This is a genomic window from Chryseobacterium sp. FH1, from assembly GCF_000735135.1.
Classification (GTDB): Bacteria; Bacteroidota; Bacteroidia; order Flavobacteriales; family Weeksellaceae; genus Epilithonimonas.
The window spans coordinates 1,617,436-1,638,904 of record NZ_JPLZ01000006.1 but is presented as its reverse complement, the minus strand read 5'-3'; the positions used below and the strand labels follow the sequence as shown (position 1 = coordinate 1,638,904).

At 36.0% G+C, this 21,469-nt stretch carries 20 protein-coding genes; 9 read left to right on the top strand and 11 right to left on the bottom strand.

Going from position 1 to position 21,469, the window contains the following annotated elements; all coding sequences use genetic code 11:
• Window positions 1-84 precede the first annotated feature (84 nt).
• The 5 genes from IO90_RS14395 to IO90_RS19120 form a co-directional block, all read right to left on the bottom strand.
• Window positions 85-2,778, bottom strand: coding sequence for a PD-(D/E)XK nuclease family protein (locus IO90_RS14395; RefSeq protein WP_034967978.1), 2,694 nt, complete (start codon window positions 2,776-2,778; stop codon window positions 85-87).
• 366 nt (window positions 2,779-3,144) lie between these two features.
• Window positions 3,145-3,564: a hypothetical protein gene (locus IO90_RS14385; protein ID WP_034967973.1), complete on the bottom strand. Its 420-nt coding sequence runs from the start codon at window positions 3,562-3,564 to the stop codon at window positions 3,145-3,147.
• 15 nt (window positions 3,565-3,579) lie between these two features.
• On the bottom strand, window positions 3,580-4,215 hold the full coding sequence (gene rsmG / locus IO90_RS14380) for a 16S rRNA (guanine(527)-N(7))-methyltransferase RsmG (RefSeq protein WP_034967971.1): 636 nt from the start codon (window positions 4,213-4,215) through the stop codon (window positions 3,580-3,582).
• A 99-nt stretch (window positions 4,216-4,314) separates the two neighbouring features.
• Entirely contained in the window at window positions 4,315-8,421 is a 4,107-nt protein-coding gene (locus IO90_RS14375) for an Ig-like domain-containing protein (protein ID WP_034967968.1), read from the bottom strand.
• A gap of 273 nt (window positions 8,422-8,694) precedes the next feature.
• On the bottom strand, window positions 8,695-9,933 hold the full coding sequence (locus IO90_RS19120; RefSeq protein WP_051878732.1) for a LuxR C-terminal-related transcriptional regulator: 1,239 nt from the start codon (window positions 9,931-9,933) through the stop codon (window positions 8,695-8,697).
• A gap of 414 nt (window positions 9,934-10,347) precedes the next feature.
• On the opposite strand from IO90_RS19120, the gene IO90_RS14365 reads away from it, so the two are divergent.
• The 7 genes from IO90_RS14365 (at window position 10,348) to IO90_RS14335 (ending at window position 15,295) form a co-directional block, all read left to right on the top strand.
• Window positions 10,348-11,538 carry a pyridoxal phosphate-dependent aminotransferase gene (locus tag IO90_RS14365; RefSeq protein ID WP_034967966.1) on the top strand — a complete coding sequence of 397 codons (1,191 nt, stop codon included), beginning with the start codon at window positions 10,348-10,350 and terminating at the stop codon, window positions 11,536-11,538.
• Between the two features lie 325 nt (window positions 11,539-11,863).
• Window positions 11,864-12,496, top strand: coding sequence for a peroxiredoxin (locus IO90_RS14360; RefSeq protein WP_034967963.1), 633 nt, complete (start codon window positions 11,864-11,866; stop codon window positions 12,494-12,496).
• Between the two features lie 85 nt (window positions 12,497-12,581).
• Entirely contained in the window at window positions 12,582-12,893 is a 312-nt protein-coding gene (locus IO90_RS14355) for a thioredoxin family protein (RefSeq protein ID WP_034967960.1), read from the top strand.
• A gap of 161 nt (window positions 12,894-13,054) precedes the next feature.
• The gene (locus tag IO90_RS14350) at window positions 13,055-13,303 is read left to right on the top strand and encodes a DUF6952 family protein (protein ID WP_034967957.1); all 249 of its coding nucleotides are present in this window, start codon (window positions 13,055-13,057) and stop codon (window positions 13,301-13,303) included.
• Between the two features lie 79 nt (window positions 13,304-13,382).
• Window positions 13,383-14,393: an adenosine deaminase gene (locus tag IO90_RS14345; RefSeq protein WP_034967955.1), complete on the top strand. Its 1,011-nt coding sequence runs from the start codon at window positions 13,383-13,385 to the stop codon at window positions 14,391-14,393.
• 2 nt (window positions 14,394-14,395) lie between these two features.
• Window positions 14,396-15,004: an HAD family hydrolase gene (locus IO90_RS14340; protein WP_034967952.1), complete on the top strand. Its 609-nt coding sequence runs from the start codon at window positions 14,396-14,398 to the stop codon at window positions 15,002-15,004.
• Window positions 15,005-15,019: 15 nt separating this feature from the next.
• A complete protein-coding gene (locus IO90_RS14335; RefSeq protein WP_051878730.1) occupies window positions 15,020-15,295 on the top strand; it encodes a hypothetical protein in 276 nt (91 codons plus the stop codon).
• On the opposite strand, the gene IO90_RS14330 is transcribed toward IO90_RS14335, so the two are convergent.
• From IO90_RS14330 to IO90_RS14305, 6 genes are all read right to left on the bottom strand, one after another.
• A complete protein-coding gene (locus IO90_RS14330; protein WP_034969292.1) occupies window positions 15,292-15,738 on the bottom strand; it encodes a GNAT family N-acetyltransferase in 447 nt (148 codons plus the stop codon). The two genes, IO90_RS14335 and IO90_RS14330, sit on opposite strands and share 4 nt — an antisense overlap.
• A complete protein-coding gene (locus tag IO90_RS14325) occupies window positions 15,735-16,232 on the bottom strand; it encodes a thermonuclease family protein (protein ID WP_034967950.1) in 498 nt (165 codons plus the stop codon). The genes IO90_RS14330 and IO90_RS14325 overlap by 4 nt, the downstream gene beginning before the upstream one ends.
• An 8-nt stretch (window positions 16,233-16,240) precedes the next feature.
• Window positions 16,241-16,834 carry a Crp/Fnr family transcriptional regulator gene (locus IO90_RS14320; RefSeq protein WP_034967947.1) on the bottom strand — a complete coding sequence of 198 codons (594 nt, stop codon included), beginning with the start codon at window positions 16,832-16,834 and terminating at the stop codon, window positions 16,241-16,243.
• A gap of 46 nt (window positions 16,835-16,880) precedes the next feature.
• Window positions 16,881-17,255, bottom strand: coding sequence for a bacillithiol system redox-active protein YtxJ (ytxJ, locus tag IO90_RS14315; protein ID WP_034967944.1), 375 nt, complete (start codon window positions 17,253-17,255; stop codon window positions 16,881-16,883).
• A 53-nt stretch (window positions 17,256-17,308) separates the two neighbouring features.
• Window positions 17,309-18,001, bottom strand: a complete 693-nt coding sequence (locus tag IO90_RS14310) for a ZIP family metal transporter (RefSeq protein WP_034969288.1) — start codon at window positions 17,999-18,001, stop codon at window positions 17,309-17,311.
• Window positions 18,002-18,266: 265 nt separating this feature from the next.
• Window positions 18,267-18,992 (bottom strand): class I SAM-dependent methyltransferase, encoded by a 726-nt coding sequence (locus tag IO90_RS14305; RefSeq protein WP_034967941.1) that lies wholly within the window; start codon window positions 18,990-18,992, stop codon window positions 18,267-18,269.
• A gap of 102 nt (window positions 18,993-19,094) precedes the next feature.
• On the opposite strand from IO90_RS14305, the gene IO90_RS14300 reads away from it, so the two are divergent.
• The gene (locus tag IO90_RS14300) at window positions 19,095-20,264 is read left to right on the top strand and encodes a class I SAM-dependent RNA methyltransferase (protein WP_034967937.1); all 1,170 of its coding nucleotides are present in this window, start codon (window positions 19,095-19,097) and stop codon (window positions 20,262-20,264) included.
• Between the two features lie 173 nt (window positions 20,265-20,437).
• Complete coding sequence (locus IO90_RS14295; RefSeq protein ID WP_034969283.1) at window positions 20,438-21,436, top strand: glycosyltransferase; 999 nt, start codon at window positions 20,438-20,440, stop codon at window positions 21,434-21,436.
• Window positions 21,437-21,469: the final 33 nt, after the last annotated feature.

The following is a 21,469-nucleotide window of genomic DNA, read 5'->3' as shown; positions in this document are numbered from 1 at the left end:
TCAGTGTGACAACTTTACTGATTCTAAAATTTCACCAATCAGTGTCAGGCTGAGCTGAGTCGAAGCCTTTCCCTCATATAAAACTTACCAACTCACTTTCTCCTTTTCCTCAAACGGAACTTCAGGATTCAAAATTTCTGCAATCAGATTTCTGATGGAATCTTCCACTTCAGAATCTTCAATATCAATGAAATTGAGATTTTGCGGACCATTATTCACTTCTGCGAAAGACCAGATGGCGGTTTCCACATTTTCTGGTTTAATGTTGAGAGAATTGATGATGCAATATTTATAGATCGAAAGTTGCAAAGCTTGTTTGTAGTCGTCGTTAAAAAACAATTCCGGCAATTTTTCTTCCTTATTCTTTCCTAAACTAACAGTTAATTTTTTTGGTTTTGCCGTTTTGTAATCAATCACCCGAGTCACTCCGTCAAGGCGGTCAATCCTGTCGATGAAACCGTAAAAGCTGATTTTGTCGGTTCGGTTTTCATCAAGGTAAAAATCACAATTGATCTCTTTTTCGAGGTCGATGATTTCTAACGCTAAACCATTTTTCACCAATTCCAGATCGTACTCTACAATGTTGCGCACTACCCTTTTGGCGATCTCTTTATGAATAAAATTCATTCCGCGTTCGTAGAATTCCGATTGGTGTTTTAGTTTTTCAATAGCATCTTCTATTGATTCATCCACTTTTTGAAGTAAATATTCTAAATCATTAATTGATAGAATTTTACCTTTGATTGGTTCGTGCAAAAACTGTAAAGCGTAATGAACCAAATTCCCATAATTTCTTTGGGACAGTTCTTCCTCGATCTCGTTGGTTTCTCTTGTTTTTAGGATTTGATTGAGGTAAAAATCAATGGGATTGTAAAGATAAGTCACCAGATGTGAAGCTGAAACACGGTTTTTCCATTCGTTCAGAAGTCGCATTACGGCTTCATTCTTCTCGATCTTCATCAGTTCCTGCGAGATTGGTTCGGAAGTATTTTCGATGATGATATGTTCGATGTTGTGCGGACTTTCCATTTCCAATTGTGTGATGAAACGGCTTTTTTCACCTGTGTTGACGCCAGAACTCAATGCGTTATAAAGCAGATGGACATTTACTGAATTTTGAACTAATCTATAAAAATGATAAGCGTAGATGCTGTCATTTTCAAGAAAAGTGTTCAATCCAAAATTCTTGCGGACATCAAATGGAATGTATGTGTTCTGAGTATTCCCCAATGGCAATTTACCTTCGTTGACTGAAAGTAGGATGATATTTTTGAAGTTCAAAAGTCGCGTTTCCAAAAGTCCCATTATTTGAAATCCAGCTAACGGTTCTCCCACAAAATCAATGCTTTCTGTGTTGACCAATTGATTGATAAGAACTTCTAAAGTCTCAATTTTAATATCAATTTTATAAGGCAACAATTGGTTTTTGATGACTTTGAAAACCTTTTCAAAATGTGCCACATTCTCATACTGAATATCATCCAATTCTTTGAATTTCAATTCGTAACAGAATTTAATTAAGAGATCGAGAAAATCCTGAGTTGATTCCGGTTTTTGAAGAAGCTGGAAATAACTTAGCTTTCCAAGTAATTCTGCCAATAGATTTTTGGAGATATAAACAATATTCCGTTCCTCGATCTTTGCAATGAAATCTTGAATGATCGCGCCATCGATTTCATCATTTGGAAGTTCTTCCAAGATTGGTAAAACATCGGCGTAATAATAACTGGAAGATTTTTTCTCCTGCTGTTTCTGTAAATAAAAAAGCTTCTTGATCGCGTTGCTGAACGATAGATTCTTCAACGGAAAACCCATCGTGATGTTCACACTTTCAACAGAAGTCAAGCTGTCCAAAACGGCTGGCAAAAGATTCTCATCCAACAAGACCAAAGCGGTTTCTGACAATTGTTCTTTTGGAATTTTCTTCAGAAGTTCTGGTAAAACCTTTGCCTGAACGATGTTTCCGGAGACTTCGTAAGTTTTGATATTTTTTGGTTGAGAGAATTGGTCATCGATCCAATTGAAATTTCTGTAAAGGTCGAATTCTTTCCACGTGATGGTTTCTCTGAGGAATTTTCCGGATTCCTGTCTTGCATCGTCAATGTAATATTTGTCGGCCTGGAAGTAGGTTTCGGCTTTGTTCCATTGCAGTAATTTTCTGACGAGTTGCTCCTCAACTCTTGATAACGCGTTGAAACCACAGAAAACAAAGTGATTTTGAGTCGATTTAGCAAAAGCTTCTAGTTTTGAAAATGCTTCCTGATAGATCATTCCGGAAGTGGCGAGATTTTCTTTCCTTAGATCTGATTTGAGAAGCGGAAGGAACTCGTTCATTTTTCGCCAGAAATTGAGGTTTCTTTTTCTTGCGTTGTCCTCATCGCCGAGATCTTCGCCCCAGTTTTTAATGCGTTCCTCGTCCAACATCCATTCGAGGATCTTTTGGTCGTTTTCTGAAAACTTCATCATATCGTCCCAATCTTTTTGCAAGGTTGGAAACCATTTGAGGAAGCCGGAAAAATCTTCGGACGAATCTACTTTTTGATACGTTCGGTAAGCGAAAAGCCAAAGTGCGATTCCCTTGATCTCCAAATCGTCGGAGAGTTCTGCGATGAGTTCGTCTATCGTAACAAAGTTGGGCAAAAGGCCTTGGTATTGTTTCTCCTGCAAGATTCTTTTGATGAAAACCATTGGACGCTTTCCCGGTAAGACGATGTCCAACGCGGAAAGGTCTTTGTGATTTTCTAATAATTCTGAAATGATCCTGTGGAGAAACTGCATAAAAAAAGCCTTTTGAAGTAAAGGCTCAATTTAATTAATTTTCGTTGACTTTGAAAATAAATTTAACGCAAAGGCGTAAAGATTTTTTTGAAAGTTTTGAGAACATTTTAAGGTCGCAAAGGTCTTCGACAGGCTCAGTAATGAAATAAGAATATTTTCTCTCGCAGATTTTGCAAATCTTGCTAATCTGTTGAAAGCATTAATTGAATGCCAAAACCCATAGCCCCGATTGCAGCGGAAATCCTTTTTTGCGTAACCCTCGAGTTCAACTAAAAGGAAATCGTCTTGCAAAAAAGATTGCAACGGAAAGCGGGATTAAGCTTCTAAAAATTTAAATTCTACTTTCCCAACCCTAAAGGAGGAATTTTATTCTACAACCACTTTTTTCTCGAAGAAAGTATTGGCTCCGGTGGTATCTTTTCCTGTGAAAAATTTGAACGTGTAGGTTCCGGTTTTCACTGGTTTGAAGTTGATTCTGCTTCCATCTACATAAGTTCCGTCGGCGCAGGCTTCGTTGGTCTTGTAGGCAAAATTGGCGATTGTTCGCACAGAATCGTTGGTGTAATTGTAATCGTAGCTGTAGATTCCCTCGCAACCTCGGGTGAACGTGGAATATATTTTGAATTCCTGCATTATGCCCAAAGTCATTGTGTCAATCGGGATTTTCACACTGTCTATTTTTCTTGCGGAAACTTCTGTAATCTCCGGATAATCGTCATTGTCGTTGCAGGAAATAATGCTTGCAAAGGACAGGGAAATCATTGATAAAATAAGTGCTTTCTTCATAATCTTTTCGTTTTATTAATTATTAAAATTACCTTTTGATAGATATACGACTTTTTTGGTGTCAAAGAATTCGCCTTCGAAATAATTTTTGAGGTTGAAAATCTCGCATCTCAATCCTGCCAATTCCTCTGCCAAATCGCCGCCTTTGAGATAGAGAACACCGTTGTGCTTTGGATTAAATTGTTCTTTCTCAAATTTCCCTCTAAGCCAAGTCAGGAAAACGGGCATCTGCGTCACTGCTCGACTGACTACGAAATGGAATTTTTCCTTCAACTGTTCTGCTCTCATGTGATGTGCTGTCACATTTTTGAGACCGAGACTTTCTGCAACCCCTTTTACAACAGTGATTTTTTTACCGATACTATCCACCAAAGTGAATTGTGCATTTGGGAAGAGAATTGCCAACGGAATTCCGGGAAAACCGCCTCCTGTTCCAATGTCTAGAACTTTTGTGTTGTCTGCAAATTCCATCACTTTAGCAATTCCTAAAGAATGTAGAATGTGTTTTTCGTACAGACTGTCTGTGTCTTTTCTGGAGATGACGTTGATTTTCTCGTTCCAATCTTTGTATAGGATTTTCAACTCGGCGAACTGGTCTTTTTGCTCGCTGGTGATATCTGGGAAGTATTTTAAAACTAATTCTAATGACATAGAGCGAAATTATGAATTTTTAATATTAGATTAAGAAAAAACCATCAAAAATAATTTTGATGGTTTGAGAAAATTTATGGATTATTTGTGTTTCTAATTTTACTTCAAAACTTTTTTGGTGATGATCGTGTTTCCAGATCTTGCTTTGATGATGTAAAGTCCTTCTGCGAAATTTGATTTATTAATTAAAATCTCTCTCTTTGAAACTTTGGAATCGTAAACCAATCTTCCAACAGCATCGTAAACGCTTACTTCATCTAGATTATCGGAAGATTTCACGATGAAATTCTGAACATCTTTGTAAATCTGGATTCCGTTTTTCAAAACATTATCCGTTCCTAGAGTTTCCACAGCTCTGTAAACGATTTCAAATCTATCTTCGTACTGACCAGAGTTTGTGTAGAACGTGTATGGCGCCTGCGAAAGATTGAAAGTTTTGTTCTGATATTTGTCTTTGATGTAGATGGTTTGATTCGCGTCAAAAATCCCATCTTTGTCTGTAATAGAAATTGTGAAGTCACCTGCAACAGAAGCTTTGAATCCTATTCCCGTAATATCTTCATTGGTAAAATTAACATCTTTTGCTTGAATTGCTAACTTATGATTGCTAACGATACTCCAGAAAGAGTCACTTCCCACGGCCAAAAGATCTGCATCAAAATCGCTGTCATATCCATTGGTTGCGTTGGCTAGATATCCAATCAGAATCTCATTATTCACATTAAGAGGAGATTTGAACTCCATCCAAAATCTGTTTTTCTGAGCTGTTTTGTTGTAATAATTGGCAGTGCTTGTGGTTCTCATACCATTGTTGAAAACCAAAGGCTGATTCTTACCTGTTTGCTTAGCTTGAACTATGAAACCTTGCCCCACTGAAATACTACCATTAGGTTTTCTGTTATTAATTCCAAAATATGTAGCTGATGTCCCTCCAACAGCTGTTTCTATCGCGTAGTTATTTCCATTATAATTGCTACTTTGCTGAGATAATACTTGTCCATCATTGTTGGTCCAGAAATAGGCTACACCGTAAACTTTTGATTTGTTCTGTTCAAAGAAGTCATCAAAACTCAAGTTAGAAGGATATGGATTTCCAACCATATTATAACCGCGCGCCGCGTTTGTCCATTTCAAATTGTAAGAATTAATATCACCATTCTGTGGCGTTCCTACAAATTGGAATGTAGAACTTGGTGATGATACAGTCACCGCATCTGGGAAGCTGTTTTTTCCTCGGATCGCATATCCTCTTCCTTGTTGGAACGTAGAAGAAGAATTGAGTGTGATCTCATTGGCGATAGATGTTACAAAATAATCATTAGCTTCATTATAAACATAAAACCTGTTCCAAGGCGTTCCGGTTCCCGTACCTCCGTTAGCTTGGTTGTAGCCCTCTGAAAACTGATAAAGATTTTGTCCGGAAACTGGCGAAGTCCAATAGTTGTAGCCCATTTTCGGGATGACCGCAGATTTCTTAACGGTGATATTTCCGGTATTTGGAGCATTAGCACTTTGTAACAAGTTTGCGTTATGTTCTACTACAAAGCTAGAAGCAACAGCATTATTAATAATTTGTCCATGTACACTTACAGGATTATCTTCCTTGATGATCAAGCTACCAGTAGGATTGATTGTCAAATCCTTGCTTTCAAAACTTCCTCTTACGGCTGTGTCATAATATGTATCTATGATTGCACTTTTTGTGGCATTTGGTACACCGTTGCTCCAATGAGGATTCGCCGGGTTCAGCCAAATGGTATTATTTGGTGAATACACGCGATTGTAATATAAACCATCTATCTCAGGTCCCATTGCTCCTGTAATGAACTGCATAATAAACTGAACATAATAGGTATCATAGAAATACATTCTCAAGTAAAGCTTTTCACCTGGTTCCAATTTAAGCCCGTCATCAAAATTAAAACTTTGAAGCGTGTAGTTAGTAGGAATAGTTCCGGAGGACAAAGCAAGTACATCACTTGAGAAATCAGCTGTTTTGGAATATCTGATCTCATATTTTGAAGCTGTACCTTTAGCATAATATCTGAATATCTTTGGCTCAATCGTTTTGTTCGTGCTTTTGTTCTCGAATACAAATTGAATGTATTTGGATGAATTAAATACTGTATTATCTCCCGAAGTTTCTACATAGAAAGTTCTAGGATTGGTTTCTCCACCTACAGCAATTCCGATAGCGCCATTACTGGTGATGGTTGTCTCGTTGATGAACGATTGGAATGCGGTTGCTTTTAAGCTTGCATTATCCCATCTGATGAGCGGTGTAGTTGCATTTGGATTATTAGTAATGTCAACTTTCGCTGCATTAGAAATACCAAATTCATTCGTAATGTAATATGTGAAAGAATCTGTTCCGATGTAATCTTTTGCAGGAATGTAATTGATGCTGTTATCGCTATTCAGAGTCGTACTTCCGTGTGCAGGTTGCGTAAAAGTCAAAGCATTGATCTTGTTGCTATAATCATCATTGACAAGAACATCGATATCAATATCATTATTAACGATATTCGAAACTGTGTCGTCATAAGCAATAGGCGCAGTAGAACTGGATTCTGTATATCCAATGAATGCGGGACCTACATTCTGCCCGTTTTTCAACAGTAACTGAAATGCATTCCAAGTATTATAAACATAGATTCTCAAGTATAAAACTTGTCCGTCTGTAGCAATTGGTCTGGAAAAATTTGTGAGAGAGAATGTTTTCGCAGACGCTCCTATAACTGTTTCAGGAAGTATCGTTTTTGGATTTGAGAAATTACTGTTCAGTGAGTAGTCAACTCTGATATTACCGTCACCGCTTTGCATTAAACACTCAAAATTAAATTCAGAAAGATTTAACTTATAACCTTGTTTTGGACTGATCGTAAATTGAATGAATTTGGAGGTATCAACTGTCTGTGCATTTTTGTCTGGCCAGCCAGATGTCTGAAACGCATTGTAACCACCACTGATACTAATATCCTGCACATAGGAAAGACCTTGAGTGGATGTCAAATTAATTTTTTCTATACTGCCATTTGTAAAACTAGGCGCAAAGTTGGAATTGTTCCATCTTGCTAATGCTGTATTTACATTATCAACTACACTAATACTTACATTAGCTTCATTTGATAATCCAGTGGAATTGCTGGCTTTATACTTGAAAGAGTCAGTCCCCGTGTATCCTGTTGTAGGTTTGTAGGTCACATTTGTAGTACCATTTACAATCAATGTTCCATGTGTCGGTTGTTGGGTAATAGTCACACCAGTGATTGCCAAGACAGAAGTATCATTACTAAGGATATTGAAGCTTGATTCGTTGTTTTTGTAAGCCGTAAAAGAATCGTTGTTTGCAACTGGCACGGCCGTATTTGGATTTTGTACAACGCTTATGTTGACATTAGCTTCATTAGACAATCCTGTGGAATTACTAGATTTGTATTTAAAAGTATCATTCCCTAGATAATCTGAATCTGGTGTATAAGTTACATTCGTAGCACCATTCACCGCTAGAGTTCCATGTGAAGGTTGCTGGGTAATTGTAATGCCAGTGATGCTGGAGCCAGAATTATCATTAGATAAGATATCAAGGCTAGTAGCTGTATCGCTATAAACACTGTAAGAATCATTGTTTGCAACAGGAACTACTGCTTGAACTTCGGTTAATCTAAGAGTGTTGGCCTTAATTCTCCAGCCCGCATTCCAATCGTTTCCTGATGAGAAGAATCTAACCACCAATCTCTGAGTACCAGATAGCGTCACATTCAAAGGAATATTCTTTATTGCATTAGAGACTATAGACTCATTGTTGACCAATATTGTAGAGCCAACAGAATGCAAAAATGCATAATCATCTACATTATTGCTATTTGGAGCAATATAGTATCTAATTGTATAGTTATCTGGACCAGGATTAAGTTTCTCTTGTTCAAAAACTAAATTGGATATTTTAATAGCATTACCATTCGAAGAACCAACCGAAAATCCGAAATATCGGTAATGCTCAACACTTCCATTATTCCAACCTGTGACTGTCATCCCTTGAGATTGGTATGATATTGGCTGTGTCGTGGAAATTGATGTCGCTATTACTCTATTATCCGAATAGCTTACATTTCCGTTAGAATTTAATGCCCATTTCGCTAGATCTGTCTGCGCATTTGCAATTGTAAATAAAGCAAGAAAAAGTAAAAAATAATATTTTTTCATTATCTATAAATATTTGATTTTAGACCAAAAATATTATCGACCATCTTTCAGGTAGATAACAATCCATGATAATAAAAACATACATTTATGTTAATGAATTTTAGAAATACGCCCCAAGATTAAGAGCACCATCAATGTGTTTTCAGAATCAATGGTGCAATACTATTGATAATGACATGAAAACAGACTGTACTTTGGGCTAGTTGTGCTAAAACAGGGGAAAAACTATCCCTGAGGACAGGTAATTGAATGAGCTTGTTGTAGGTTTGTAGGTTAGTTTTGGCTAAGTTTTCGGAAAAAATCCTTCCTGTCTTTGAGTTCGAGTATGCTATAGATATTCTTGATGTGGTACTTTACCGTACTTTCAGAAATGAAAAGCTTATCAGCAATTTCCTTGTTGGAAAAACCATCCGCCATGAGTCGAAGAAGGTCTTTTTGTCGCTCTGTGAGTTTTTCAAAATTTTCAGATATATTTTGCGGATTTACAAATCTCTCATTAGAGTGGTTTAGTTGAGAATAAGATCTTAGATCTAGTCTCATCGCTTCTATCTCCTCCTCCATTTTCAGTTTATCTTTTCGAAAATTCCTCCTACTTTTTACAATATAAAATGTAGCAACAAATCCTATACCAACAAGTGAAAACATTCCAAAGATCTTCTCCCAAAAGAAAGTTTCTGTTTGATTGCTTTGATCCTTCTCAAGAAATTTTCTGTCCATCACATGCATTTCGGAAATCTTGCCATCCAACCGTTCAAGTCTGCGCAACGAATCTAGCCTCAATCCAAGCACATTAGCCTTATCAAACATCCCATTTTGCTTGTAGAGTCTTTCCATCTCAGCTGTCGCAAAAATCCGATACTTCAAAATATTACAGCTATCTGTGATTTTCAAAGTTTCTTGAAAGGTGTCTTCTACTTTAGAAATTTGCTTATCATAAGAATACAGCTCCATCATCTTCACCATCACAATCGGAAGATTGCAGTAGTCAACATCCCTCATGATTGAGAGTGCTTCTTGATACTTCTTTTCTGCTTGTTTTAGTTTTTGATCTCTTATCAGCAGATAACCTTCCTGGATTAGGATAAATGCCTGATCTTCTGGGAATGGATTTTTATAATTCTGAGATGCAAGATGTTCCATAGCAACTCTGGATTTATCATAATCTTTGTTATCAAAATAGATAAATGCAAATTCATAATCAATCCTCATTTTCAGCAAATTGCCATTTGGAAGACCATCAGCAACAACTTCAGATTTTTTGAGATAATCAATGCTCATCATAAAATCATTGACACTGCGATAAGTGTTTGCCATCAGATAAAGAATTTGCCCCTCTTCTTCTTTCGAAAGATCTTTGCGTAAAAGTAGTTCGGATAATTTCTGTTGAGAAACTTCGTATTTCCCGGCCCTGTTATTTTGAAAGATTTCTTTTTCCAACAAGTCAAGGTTGATATCTTTGGCCAAAAGAAAATTGGCACAGATCAGTAGTAATAGCAATAGGTAACGAGCCATTTCGATTCTTGTGTTAAAGTGTTTTGAGATTAATTTAAATTTAGGTTATCCTAAATTCTCACAGCAATAAATTTTTTCTGCCCAAAAATAATTAATTATTATTACACAAAATACATTTTAACGTATTTTTTTTATTAATCGCCACCAAACACAGGAATATTTAATATAAACATTCGTTTAATTATATTAATATTAGAATTTATCGAACTGTAAAACAAAAGTCGACAGCCTAAGAACTCTTAAGAATTCAAAATATATTAATAGTATTTCAAAATTGATTCATAACAATCAGAAACATTTTTTTTGTAAAATCAGTAATTACCTGATGAAATAATTCACGAAAGTCGCCCTCATTTTATATTAAAAAAATTATATTTGTGAAAATTGATCTGATATATTAAAAAAAGAGTATTTATGAGTAAAATTTCTGATAGATTGAACAGACTGAGCTATTCTCAGACTTTTGTGATGAGCAACAAAGCGCGTGATATGAAGGCCGCTGGAATCGATGTGATAAGTTTGACTTTGGGAGAACCAGATTTCGATGTTCCTCAAAAAATCAAACAAGCCGCTTTTGATGCCATCAATGAAAATTATAGCCACTACTCGCCTGTTCCCGGATTTTTGGAACTTAGACAAGCCATTGCCGCAAAACTAAAGAGAGATAACGATTTGGATTATAAACCATCGCAGATATGTGTTGCTACTGGCGCGAAACAATCTATTATGAATGTTCTATTGGCTATAGTAAATGATGGCGACGAAGTGATTCTTCCTGCTCCATATTGGGTAAGTTATGACGAAATGGTAAAATTGGTTGGTGGAAAGTCTGTTTTCATCGAAACATCTATTGATACAGAATTCAAATTTACAGCTGAACAACTCGAAAAAGCAATTACGCCTCAAACAAAAGCGTTGTTATACAGCTCGCCTTGCAATCCTTCCGGAAGTTACTATACAAGAGAAGAATTGGAAGCGATCGCGAATGTTGTCGCAAAATATCCTCACGTAACAATCATCTCAGACGAGATCTACGAATTTATCAATTACGAAGGAGAACACGTTTCTATCGCAAGTTTCCCACAAGTCTATGAACAAACGGCTGTGATCAACGGAATGAGCAAAGCTTTTGCAATGACAGGCTGGAGAATCGGATATTCTGCTTGTCCGGAATGGTTGGCAAGCGCTTGTGACAAAGTTCAAGGTCAAATGACAAGTGGAGCAAATACGGTTGCCCAAAGAGCTTCTATCACTGCAATGCAAATGGATCCTTCGGAATTGCAATATATGATTACCGAGTTTCACAAAAGACGTGATTTGGTTTTTGAATTGATGAAAGACATCCGAGGTTTCAAATGCAATCTTCCAAAAAGCGCGTTCTATTTTTTCCCGGACATTTCCTATTTCATCGGAAAAAACCTGAATGGAACTGAGATCAAAGATGCAGACGACTTCGCAATGTTCCTATTGGAAAATGCGCACGTTGGTTGCGTTGGAGGTGTAAGTTTTGGAAGTCCGGAATGCATCCGTTTTTCCTACGCCGCTTCGGAAGAAGATTTGAGAGAAGCTATGAAAAGAATTAAAGATTGTGTAGAGAAGTTTTAAATTGTCAGTCTGAGGTTCTCGAAAACATTATATAAAATCAAACATCACTTTAATGTGGTGTTTTTTTATTTGCAAAATCGTCAAAATCCTGACTTAACGCATTCAAAAAGTTAATTAATTGTTTGAAATTTGAATCATATTTGAAACTTTATTATTTATCAATCAATTAATGAAAGTAATTTAAGTCCATCTTTTCTTAGATAACACCGTTAGTTTCCAGACTTTCATATTGATAGATTTTATAAATCGATATTTAATATTCAATTCACAAAATCTTTGTAATTTCGCACTATCAAATTTCAACAACAATTTAAACTTAAATATTATGTCATTAGTAGGTAAATTATTCCCAAATGTAGCAATCGATGCAATGAGCGAAATGGGTGACGATCTTAAGATCAATGTTTTTGAAGAAGCTGTAAACAATGCACAGAAAGTAATTTTGTTCTGGTATCCAAAAGATTTCACTTTTGTTTGCCCGACTGAATTGCACGCTTTCCAGGAAGCTTTACCAGAATTTCAAAAAAGAAATACAGTTGTAATTGGTGCATCTTGCGACACCAATGAAGTTCATTTCGCTTGGTTGAATACACCAAAAGACAACGGCGGAATCGAAGGTGTAACTTACCCGATCCTAGCTGACACACACAGACAATTGGCAAACATCCTTGGAATCGTAGATCAGGATTTGGATTACGATGAAGAAGGAAACGAAGTTTACACAGGTTCTAACGTAACTTACAGAGCTACTTATCTGATCGACGAAACTGGAAAAGTATTCCACGAGTCTGTAAACGATATGCCACTTGGAAGAAACGTGAAAGAATATCTTCGTTTGATCGATGCTTATGCTCACGTTCAAAAACACGGTGAAGTTTGTCCTGCAAACTGGGAAGAAGGTAAAGAAGCAATGAATGCCAACAGAACTGGCGTTGCAGAATACTTCAGCAAGAATTAATATAACAATGTAAAAATGTAACAGTTTAACATATATTAATTAATGATAAATTATTAAACTGCTACATTCCTAAATTTATAAAATTATGTACATAGAACTTACAGAAGACAACTTGCAACAAATTGTGAGTGAGAATGATAAAGTGATGGTTCAGTATGGTGCAACGTGGTGTGGAAACTGCAGAATTATGAAACCGAAATTCAAAAAATTGGCTTCAGAAAATGACGAAATTCCTTTCTATTACGTAGATGCAGAGAAATTGCCAGAAAGCAGAAAATTGGCGACAGTTGACAATTTGCCAACGTTTGCAGTTTTCGAAGGTGGCGCTTTGAAAAGCCAGGTTCAAACCAACAAAGCGGATAGCTTGACTACATTATTTTCAGAGATTAAAAATTAGTAGCTGAAAACCTTTGTAAGCTTTGCTGAGTTTGAAGTTTATACTGAGTCTGTCGAAGTACCTTTGCGAACCTTAAAAATATTTTCAATAAGTTCAAAAAAAAATCTTTGCGGACTTTGCGTTAAAATTTTCAGTATTAAATTTAAAATTATTCTAAAATAATGAAATTACCCATCATAAGACAGTTCTATCAAAACCAAACGCCAGAAAATCTGGAAGCTACTTTGGAAGTTTTGGAAAGTTTTTCAGAATTCCGAAATGTTTCTGAAGAAGATCTGAACGTTGCGGGAGAACTGATCACCAACATTTGCGGTGCGCTTGAAGTTCACGCAAACGTCAACAATGGAATGAGCGAAAAAGATGCGCTCAACTCATTTGCTCAAAAAGTAATGGGATCTATTGATAAATAAAAGTTAACTTTTATATGATATCGAGGCTTTAGAATCATTTCTAAAGCCTTTTTTATTAAATTTGAATAAATCAAAAACTATGAAGGATTTTATCAAAGCACTTCCAAAAGCTGAATTGCATTTGCATATCGAAGGAAGTTTCGAACCAGAACTGATGTTTGAAATTGCCCAAAGAAACCAGATCGAGATTCCTTACAAAACCATCGACGATGTCAAGAAAGCCTATCAATTCTCTTGTCTTCAGGATTTTCTTGATATTTATTACGCTGGAGCTGGCGTTCTGATCCACGAGCAAGATTTCTATGATCTGGCGATGGCCTATTATCAAAAATGCTACGAGAATAATGTGATTCACACCGAAATAATGTTCGATCCACAGACGCATACAGAACGTGGAATCGCTTTTGAAACGGTGATCAACGGTTTGCAAAAAGCAAGAATCGACGCCAAGGAAAAATGGGGAATTAATTCATTATTCATCATGAGTTACTTGCGACATTTGTCCGAGGAATCGGCGTTTGAAACTTTGAAGCAATCGCTTCCTTACAAAGATCTCATCACAGCTGTAGGATTGGATTCTTCTGAAATGGGAAATCCGCCAAGCAAATTCAAAAATGTGTTTGAAGCGTCTGTGAAAGAAGGCTACATTCCCGTTGCTCACGCCGGCGAAGAAGGTCCTACTGAATATATTTGGGAAGCCATAGACGTTTTGAAAGTTGCAAGGATCGATCACGGAAACCGATGTTTGGAAGATGAAAATCTGGTTAATGAAATTGTTAAAAAAGATTTGGCATTGACCGTTTGTCCGCTTTCCAATCTTGAATTGAGAAATACAGATGTAATGACCAATCATCCTTTGAAAAAGCTTTTGGATAAAGGTATCAAAGCAACTGTAAACTCTGATGACCCTGCATATTTTGGTGGATATATGAATGCAAATTTCGTAGCTGTTCAGGAAGCCGTAGATCTTTCTAAAGAAGAAATTATAACATTGGTGAAAAATTCTTTCAACTACTCTTTTGCGACGGATGAGCAGAAGAAAATTTATTTAGAAAAAGTGAATCAAGTTGTTAATGAATTTAATAGTTAAAAATGAAAATCAAAAATATAATCTTCGATTTCGGAGGTGTGGTAATGGATTGGGATCCGAGGTATTTTTTCAAAACTTATTTCAATGACGATGAGAAAATGGAATTTTTCCTGAAAAACATAGCGATTGACGAATGGAATATCGAGCAAGACCGTGGACGAACTTTAAAAGAAGGAACAGAAATCCTTGTCAAACAACATCCGGATTGGGAAAAAGAGATCCGAGCGTATTATGACAATTGGACCACAATGCTGAGAAGCGACATTCCCAAAAATGTCGAAGTTTTAAAACAATTGGAAGGAAAATTCCATCTTTATGGGTTAACGAACTGGTCAGAGGAAACATTTCCGTTCGCTTTGGAAAATTATGATTTCTTCAAAGTATTCAAAGGAAAGATTGTGGTTTCTGGAACAGAAAAATTAATAAAACCTGATAAAGAGATTTTTAAGGTTTTATTGAACCGTTATGATTTGAAAGCTGAGCAATCTGTTTTCATAGATGACAATGCAAAAAATATTGCAACTGCTAAAAATCTAGGTTTTGAAACTATTTATATCAAACTAGAAACTGATTTAGGACAAGAATTAATGAAATTAGGAATTAACTTTTAAGCATGTAACTTAAAAATGAAAAAAGTCTTTGTTTCAATTTTAATCACGTTCTCTTTTAATGCTTTTTCTCAAAAGAAAGGCACAATCGACACTATCAACTGTAAGTACAGAGAAAACAAAGTTTCTATCTGTCCAATCTGTAAAACAGATAAAAAAGTATTATCAATATTTTACGGTTTAACAACTACGAAATTTATGAAAGAAAATAAAAATAAATATTATTTTGAAGGTTGTGAAATTACTGGTTGTGACCCAAATTGGTATTGCAAAACTGACGATTATAAATTTTAATTCTTTAGGATCATCAAGCTCCTTTTATGATTTTGAAAACCATAATGTTCATAGAGTTTTTTCGCTTTGTCATTATGGTTTTCGATTTCTAAAAGCACGACTTTAAAGCTATTCTCAACCGAATAATCTTTCACAAATTCCAGCGCTCTTTTGCCTAATGATTTTCCCTGAAATTCTGGCTTAATGAACAACTCATCCAAAAACAAAATCTCACCACCAAACTCAAAACTGAAATATTTTACAAGAATAATGTAGCCCGCAATTTGACCTTCAAAAAGAATTTTAAAACAATCGCCATATTTTTCTTCATTAATAAATTTCTGAAAATTTTCAGTCGTCAATTTTTCATCAAAACGATAAAGATCAATTGCGTAGAAATCCTTCATCATTTGAGACAATTCAGGGATATCTGTGGTTTTTGCTTTTAAAATTTCGTAGTTCATTTTTTCTTTTTTTCTCTCCAAAGCCAGGGCGCGACCGGATTTTTATCTTGCCAAAGTCCTACTCCATTTTTTCGGGCTTCAATTTCCAGTTTTGCATAAACCGGATCTTTGGAATATTTTGTAAAATGCCAAGCCATTCCTTGCTTTATCATTTCCTGATTGACATTCTGCTTTTTATCATTGATGACAACCGCGATCAATCTTTTATAGCGGTCGTATTTCTCGCCTTTAACTATAACAATTCTGCCGAAACAAAGATCAGACAAAGCGATTTTAGCATTATTCCCAAAAGGTTGCTTTCCTCTTTTCTCCGGGCAATCGATGTGAGCCAAACGGATTTTTGTGGGAACATTATTGTAAAGAATTTCCATCGTGTCACCATCCATTATTCCGATGACTTTTGCAGAAAATGTTTTGTTAGAAAGCTTCTCGGAAAGTTGTGTTTGTCCAAATATTTGAACTGAAAATAAAATTAGGAATAGGAAATTTCGCATTTAAAAGTTTAAATCTCAAATTTCTTCTTTGCCAATTCTTTTCTAACTCTGCTCAAACTTTCGGGCGTGATTCCAAGATACGAAGCAACCATCCATTGTGGCGCTCTCAACATTAGATTGGGATATTTTTTAAGGAAATCCATATAACGTTCTTCAGCAGTTGTGCTGATCAAAGCATTGACTCTATTCTGCAGATTTTTGATATGATTGAACATCAATCGCTGGTTCTTCTCTGCAACATCAGGATAAACTTTGGACAGATTTTCGAAAAAGCCTTCTTTCGTAATGATGACAGTACTTTCCTCGATAGCTTCAATGTAGAACCTCGATTTTTCATTCAGCAACTGGCTTGTTGTGTCGGAAATAATCCAGTTTTCTGGCGCAAATTGAATCACGTGCTCTTTCCCAGCTTTGTCGATGGAATACATTCTGAGCAAGCCTTTTTCCACAAAAAAAGTAGAATCAGAAATCTCGCCCTCTCTTAGGATGATTTCGTTTTTCTTCACTTCTTTTACTTCGTAGAACGATGCGCAAACTTCTAAACTACTAATAGGGACGCCTAAGATCTTGGAAAGATGATTGCGAAAATTTTGATATACCATTTATTGTTTTTGTGTGTTTTTTAATTTTGGTACAATTGATTCTGAACTAGACTTTGTCCAAATCAATATTTTGGTGCGACGCGTTGTAGAACGCTTTTCCATTTTCCAAAGCGATGAGTTGCGGACTTTGGTGTGTGACATCAAAACGGCTTTCGATCTCATTTGAAATATCACGATGCGCTATCAAATCCAAGAAATAATATGATTGATCTTTATCCGAATCTTGCATCTGCTTTTCAAACGACTTCAAAACAGTTTTGCTAATGAAACAACGCGTGGAATGCTTGAAAATCAAAACCTTATGCTGAAATGATTTCTCAACAGCCAAATCTAGATCTCTCTCAATTTCAATCTTTTTCCAAAGACTATTGCTCTGATCCTGCTCTTCTTTCTTTCCGAATATTTGGTCTAAAAATCCCATCCAATTAATTTGAGTAAAAATAAGATTTTCCCATCAGAAAATAAAATCTTTTTTTAATGGTGATGAAAAAGATGGCCAGTCAACGCCAAGGCAATCCCGACAATCACAAGCACGATCTTTTGCCAATCCATTTTGTGATTCTTGTTGCTTTCAAAAATAATAACTGACGAAATATGAAGGAAAATCCCGCCAACAACGGCCAAGAAATAAACTTTCAAATCCTCGTCAAAGTATCTTCCAAGCAACATTCCCAAAGGTGAAGCTAATGCGAAAACGGAAACAATGACCCAAAATTTGGTAGAAAAATTTTTGCTGTGCGCCAGGAAACTTCCCAACACAAAAGAAATTGGAATATTATGAAAAAGAATCCCCAAAAGATAAGGCGACAAAGTCTCTTTCTCGTGTGACAAAGGAATTCCCTCGATAAAAGCGTGAACGAACAAGCCCGCAATCAGCGCCACTGGAAGAATAGAATGGTCATCTGAATGGTGATGGAGATGACCGTGTTCAAAACCCTTGGTCAGATTTTCCAACAGCATTTGAATCAAAACACCCAGAATCACGAAAATTCCAATTTGATGTCCGCCTAATTGATAAACCTCGGGAAAAACCTCGTTGAGGCAAATCGTAATCAGGAAACCGGCACTCAGAATCAAGAGATTTTTAGCGAATTGCTGTTTGCTTCCGAAGTATTTTCCAAGAAAAACACCGATCAAGACGCTCAATATGAGTAGTAAAATTATAATCATTTTAAATAAATGGCACTAATAAACAGATTAGAACTATGATGAGATTTACAATTAAAAGTGTAAGATGAATTTTATAATTCAATATATTTTTAAAAAGTTTCCTTTTAAAAAAAATTAAAACAAACCCCAAAATCAATAACAAACTTGAAATTACAAATTGTGGTGGCGGTGTATGACTATCAAAATATCCAAAGCTGATTCCCGAAATAACTGAGAATAATGTCAGAATTAAAAATAAAATATTTGAAATCATTAATGAATTCTATTTCTTCTTAAAAAGATTAATACAGCGAGGCGAAGTCGATTCATCAAAATCATTTAGTTGATAATCACCCCATCTTTTCACCAACTCAAAACCGAATTCTTGCGCATATTGTTGGATCTTTTCAGCGGACGTCAGTTTTACTCTTTCGAAAAAATGAAACTTTTTGCCTTTGTCTTCAAAATCGATTTCTTTTACAATGTATTCGTTTTCAATATGTTTTTTGACATTGAAAAGAATATTTTCTTTCTCAACAGAACTTTGTGGAACAATTACATTTTTTACAAATTCAGAATTCAAAAAGTCTAAAACAAAATAACCTTCGTCCTTCAAAACATCCGAAACAGATTTGAAAACACTTCTATCTTCGGCTTCCGTTTCAAAATATCCAAAACTCGTAAACAAATTGAAAACTGCATCTACAGGCTCGCTTTCGATTGGATTTCTCATATCGTGAACTTGAAACTTCAAGGTTTCGGTTTCAAATTGCTTATCAAAACTGATACTTTGCTCAGACAAGTCCAATCCTAAAACATCGTAACCCAACTTATTGAGATAAACAGAATGTCTGCCTTTTCCACAAGCTAAATCAATTATTTTAGAATTTTCCTCAAGTTTTAGAAAATCGGTTAAAACATTCAGAAAGTTTTCGGCCTCGTTGTAATCTCTGTTGTTGTATAAAATATGATAATATGGTGTATCAAACCATTCTTCGAACCATTGCATTTTGCAAAAATAGTGAAAATAGACGTGAGACAAATAGAATATAGATGATAGATTTTTCAAATCATTTATCATTTATCGATTATCATTCATTAATTTTGCAGAATGGATATAGAAAATCTACAGATACAGGTCAAGACTTTTTTCGGATTAGAACAGATTTTGGCAGAAGAAATCAAGAAATTGGGAGGTAAAAATGTGGAAGTCAAAAATCGTGCAGTCACTTGCGAAGGCGATTTAGGATTCCTTTACAAACTCAATTATTCTTGCAGAACTGCCGTTAAGATCATCATTCCGATTATGGAATTCAAGGCTTACAATGAAAGTAAATATTACGATAAGCTTTTCAAGTTTGAATGGGACGAGTTCTTGGACAAAAACCAGACTTTTGCGATAGACGCGACTGTAAATTCTGAGAGATTTCACCATTCTCAGTTTATGACTTTGAAAATGAAAGACGCCATCGTGGATTATTTTCAGGACAAACATAAGATGAGACCTAGCGTGAACAAGGACAATCCGGATATCAAATTCCATCTTCACATCGATAGAGAATTGGTAACGATTTCCATTGATAGTTCCGGCGATCCGCTTTTCAAACGTGGTTACAGAAAGGAGCAAACTGTTGCACCGATCAACGAAGTTTTGGCTTCGGGAATGTTGCAATTGGCAGGTTGGGACGGAAAGGGAAATTTCCTAGACCCGATGTGTGGTTCCGGAACATTGTTGATAGAAGCAGCGATGATTGCGATGGATTTGCCAGCGCAGACTTTCAGAAGATATTTCGGTTTCCAAAACTGGAAAAACTACGATTCTGAATTATTCAAAACCATCAAAGAAGTACGATTGAATCGTGTGAGAGAATTCACAGGAAAAATCGTGGGTTATGATATTGATCCTGAAGCTCTTGACATTGCGCACATCAACATAGAATCTGCCGAGATGGAAGATATCATTACACTTAGAAACAAAGATTTCTTTGAATCTGAGAAAGATTTGTTCCCGTTGTTGATGGTTTTCAATCCGCCTTATGATGAGAGAATTTCTATTAATGATGATGATTTCTACAAGAAGATCGGCGATACTTTCAAACAACATTATCCAAACACTTTGGCTTGGCTGATCTCTGCAGATCTTGACGCGCCGAAGAAAATTGGATTGAGACCATCAAGAAAAATCAAATTGTTCAATGGGAAATTGGAAACAAGATTCCTGCAATATGAAATGTATGATGGATCTAAGAAAGGGAAATATATGAATAAGGAAGCGGAATAAAGTGTTCTATATTTTATCAGTAATATTTTTCATTTTAGGTATTTGGGAATATCGAAAATATGTAAATAATTACAGAGAAATAAATACGTCAAAAATCAGAAACATTGTAAGTTGGTTTTCCCTAAGTTTAATATTTTTAGCAATCGGAATTTTTGGTTTTAAAGATTAACAATTTGAACAAGACAATCTCCATCATCATAGCCATCTTCAACCGAAAAGACGAATTGTTCGAGCTTCTCAATTCCTTGTCCCATCAAACCGACAAAGATTTTGAAGTGATAATCGTGGATGATGGTTCCAAGATCACACTTCTTCCAACTGTAGAATTATTCGAAGAACAATTGGACATCAAATTTTTCAGAAAAGAAAATTCCGGGCCTGGACTTTCCAGAAATTACGGGGCAAAACGCGCGAAAAATGATTGGTTGGTTTTCGTAGATTCCGATGTGATCGTTGAGACAAATTACATTGAAAACATTAAGAAAAATCTCATCGAAAATCCTTGCGATGCTTTTGGTGGAGCAGATAAAGCGCACCGAGGTTTCAACTTGATGCAGAAGGCAATCTCCTACTCGATGACTTCAGTTTTCACAACCGGTGGAATCCGTGGCAGTAAAAAAGCGGTGACGAAATTTCAGCCCAGAAGTTTCAATATGGGCGTGAATAAGGAAAAATTTTTGCAAGTTGGCGGATTTTCCGAAATGAGAATCGGTGAAGATCCGGATTTGTCAATGATGCTTTGGGAAAATGGCTACACGACTTTGTTTTACGACAATATTGGCGTTTACCACAAACGCAGAACGGACTTTGGAAAATTCTCAAAACAAGTGTATCAATTCGGTTGCGCTAGACCTATTCTCAACCAACGACATCCAAAATATGTGAAGCCCACTTTTTGGTTTCCAAGTATTTTTTTGTTGGGTTATTTTGTTGGAATTTTCCATTACTTCGTTTGGGGAAATGGGCTGATTCTCGCTTTGTACGGGCTTTACACGTTTTTGGTTTTCATCCACGCTTGGATTGTGACAAAGAACATCAGCATAGGTTCTATGGCGGTGATTTCCACTTACATCCAAATGTTTTCTTACGGCTACGGTTTTCTGAAATCGTGGTTTCTTCTCAACATTCTGAAACAATCGCCACGAGAGGCTTTCCCAAAACATTTTCATTGATTTAATTAACATTTAATTATAAGTAGATATCGT

Coding starts and splice junctions, on each gene's coding strand:
- IO90_RS14330 (WP_034969292.1), bottom strand. CDS start 15,738: ATGAACTACGAAATTTTAAAAGCAAAAACCACAGATATCCCTGAATTG.
- IO90_RS14365 (WP_034967966.1), top strand. CDS start 10,348: ATGAGTAAAATTTCTGATAGATTGAACAGACTGAGCTATTCTCAGACT.
- IO90_RS14300 (WP_034967937.1), top strand. CDS start 19,095: ATGGATATAGAAAATCTACAGATACAGGTCAAGACTTTTTTCGGATTA.
- IO90_RS14340 (WP_034967952.1), top strand. CDS start 14,396: ATGAAAATCAAAAATATAATCTTCGATTTCGGAGGTGTGGTAATGGAT.
- IO90_RS14360 (WP_034967963.1), top strand. CDS start 11,864: ATGTCATTAGTAGGTAAATTATTCCCAAATGTAGCAATCGATGCAATG.
- ytxJ (WP_034967944.1), bottom strand. CDS start 17,255: ATGGGATTTTTAGACCAAATATTCGGAAAGAAAGAAGAGCAGGATCAG.
- IO90_RS14385 (WP_034967973.1), bottom strand. CDS start 3,564: ATGAAGAAAGCACTTATTTTATCAATGATTTCCCTGTCCTTTGCAAGC.
- IO90_RS14335 (WP_051878730.1), top strand. CDS start 15,020: ATGAAAAAAGTCTTTGTTTCAATTTTAATCACGTTCTCTTTTAATGCT.
- IO90_RS14305 (WP_034967941.1), bottom strand. CDS start 18,992: ATGCAATGGTTCGAAGAATGGTTTGATACACCATATTATCATATTTTA.
- IO90_RS14345 (WP_034967955.1), top strand. CDS start 13,383: ATGAAGGATTTTATCAAAGCACTTCCAAAAGCTGAATTGCATTTGCAT.
- IO90_RS14320 (WP_034967947.1), bottom strand. CDS start 16,834: ATGGTATATCAAAATTTTCGCAATCATCTTTCCAAGATCTTAGGCGTC.
- IO90_RS14350 (WP_034967957.1), top strand. CDS start 13,055: ATGAAATTACCCATCATAAGACAGTTCTATCAAAACCAAACGCCAGAA.
- IO90_RS14355 (WP_034967960.1), top strand. CDS start 12,582: ATGTACATAGAACTTACAGAAGACAACTTGCAACAAATTGTGAGTGAG.
- IO90_RS14395 (WP_034967978.1), bottom strand. CDS start 2,778: ATGCAGTTTCTCCACAGGATCATTTCAGAATTATTAGAAAATCACAAA.
- IO90_RS19120 (WP_051878732.1), bottom strand. CDS start 9,933: ATGGCTCGTTACCTATTGCTATTACTACTGATCTGTGCCAATTTTCTT.
- rsmG (WP_034967971.1), bottom strand. CDS start 4,215: ATGTCATTAGAATTAGTTTTAAAATACTTCCCAGATATCACCAGCGAG.
- IO90_RS14325 (WP_034967950.1), bottom strand. CDS start 16,232: ATGCGAAATTTCCTATTCCTAATTTTATTTTCAGTTCAAATATTTGGA.
- IO90_RS14375 (WP_034967968.1), bottom strand. CDS start 8,421: ATGAAAAAATATTATTTTTTACTTTTTCTTGCTTTATTTACAATTGCA.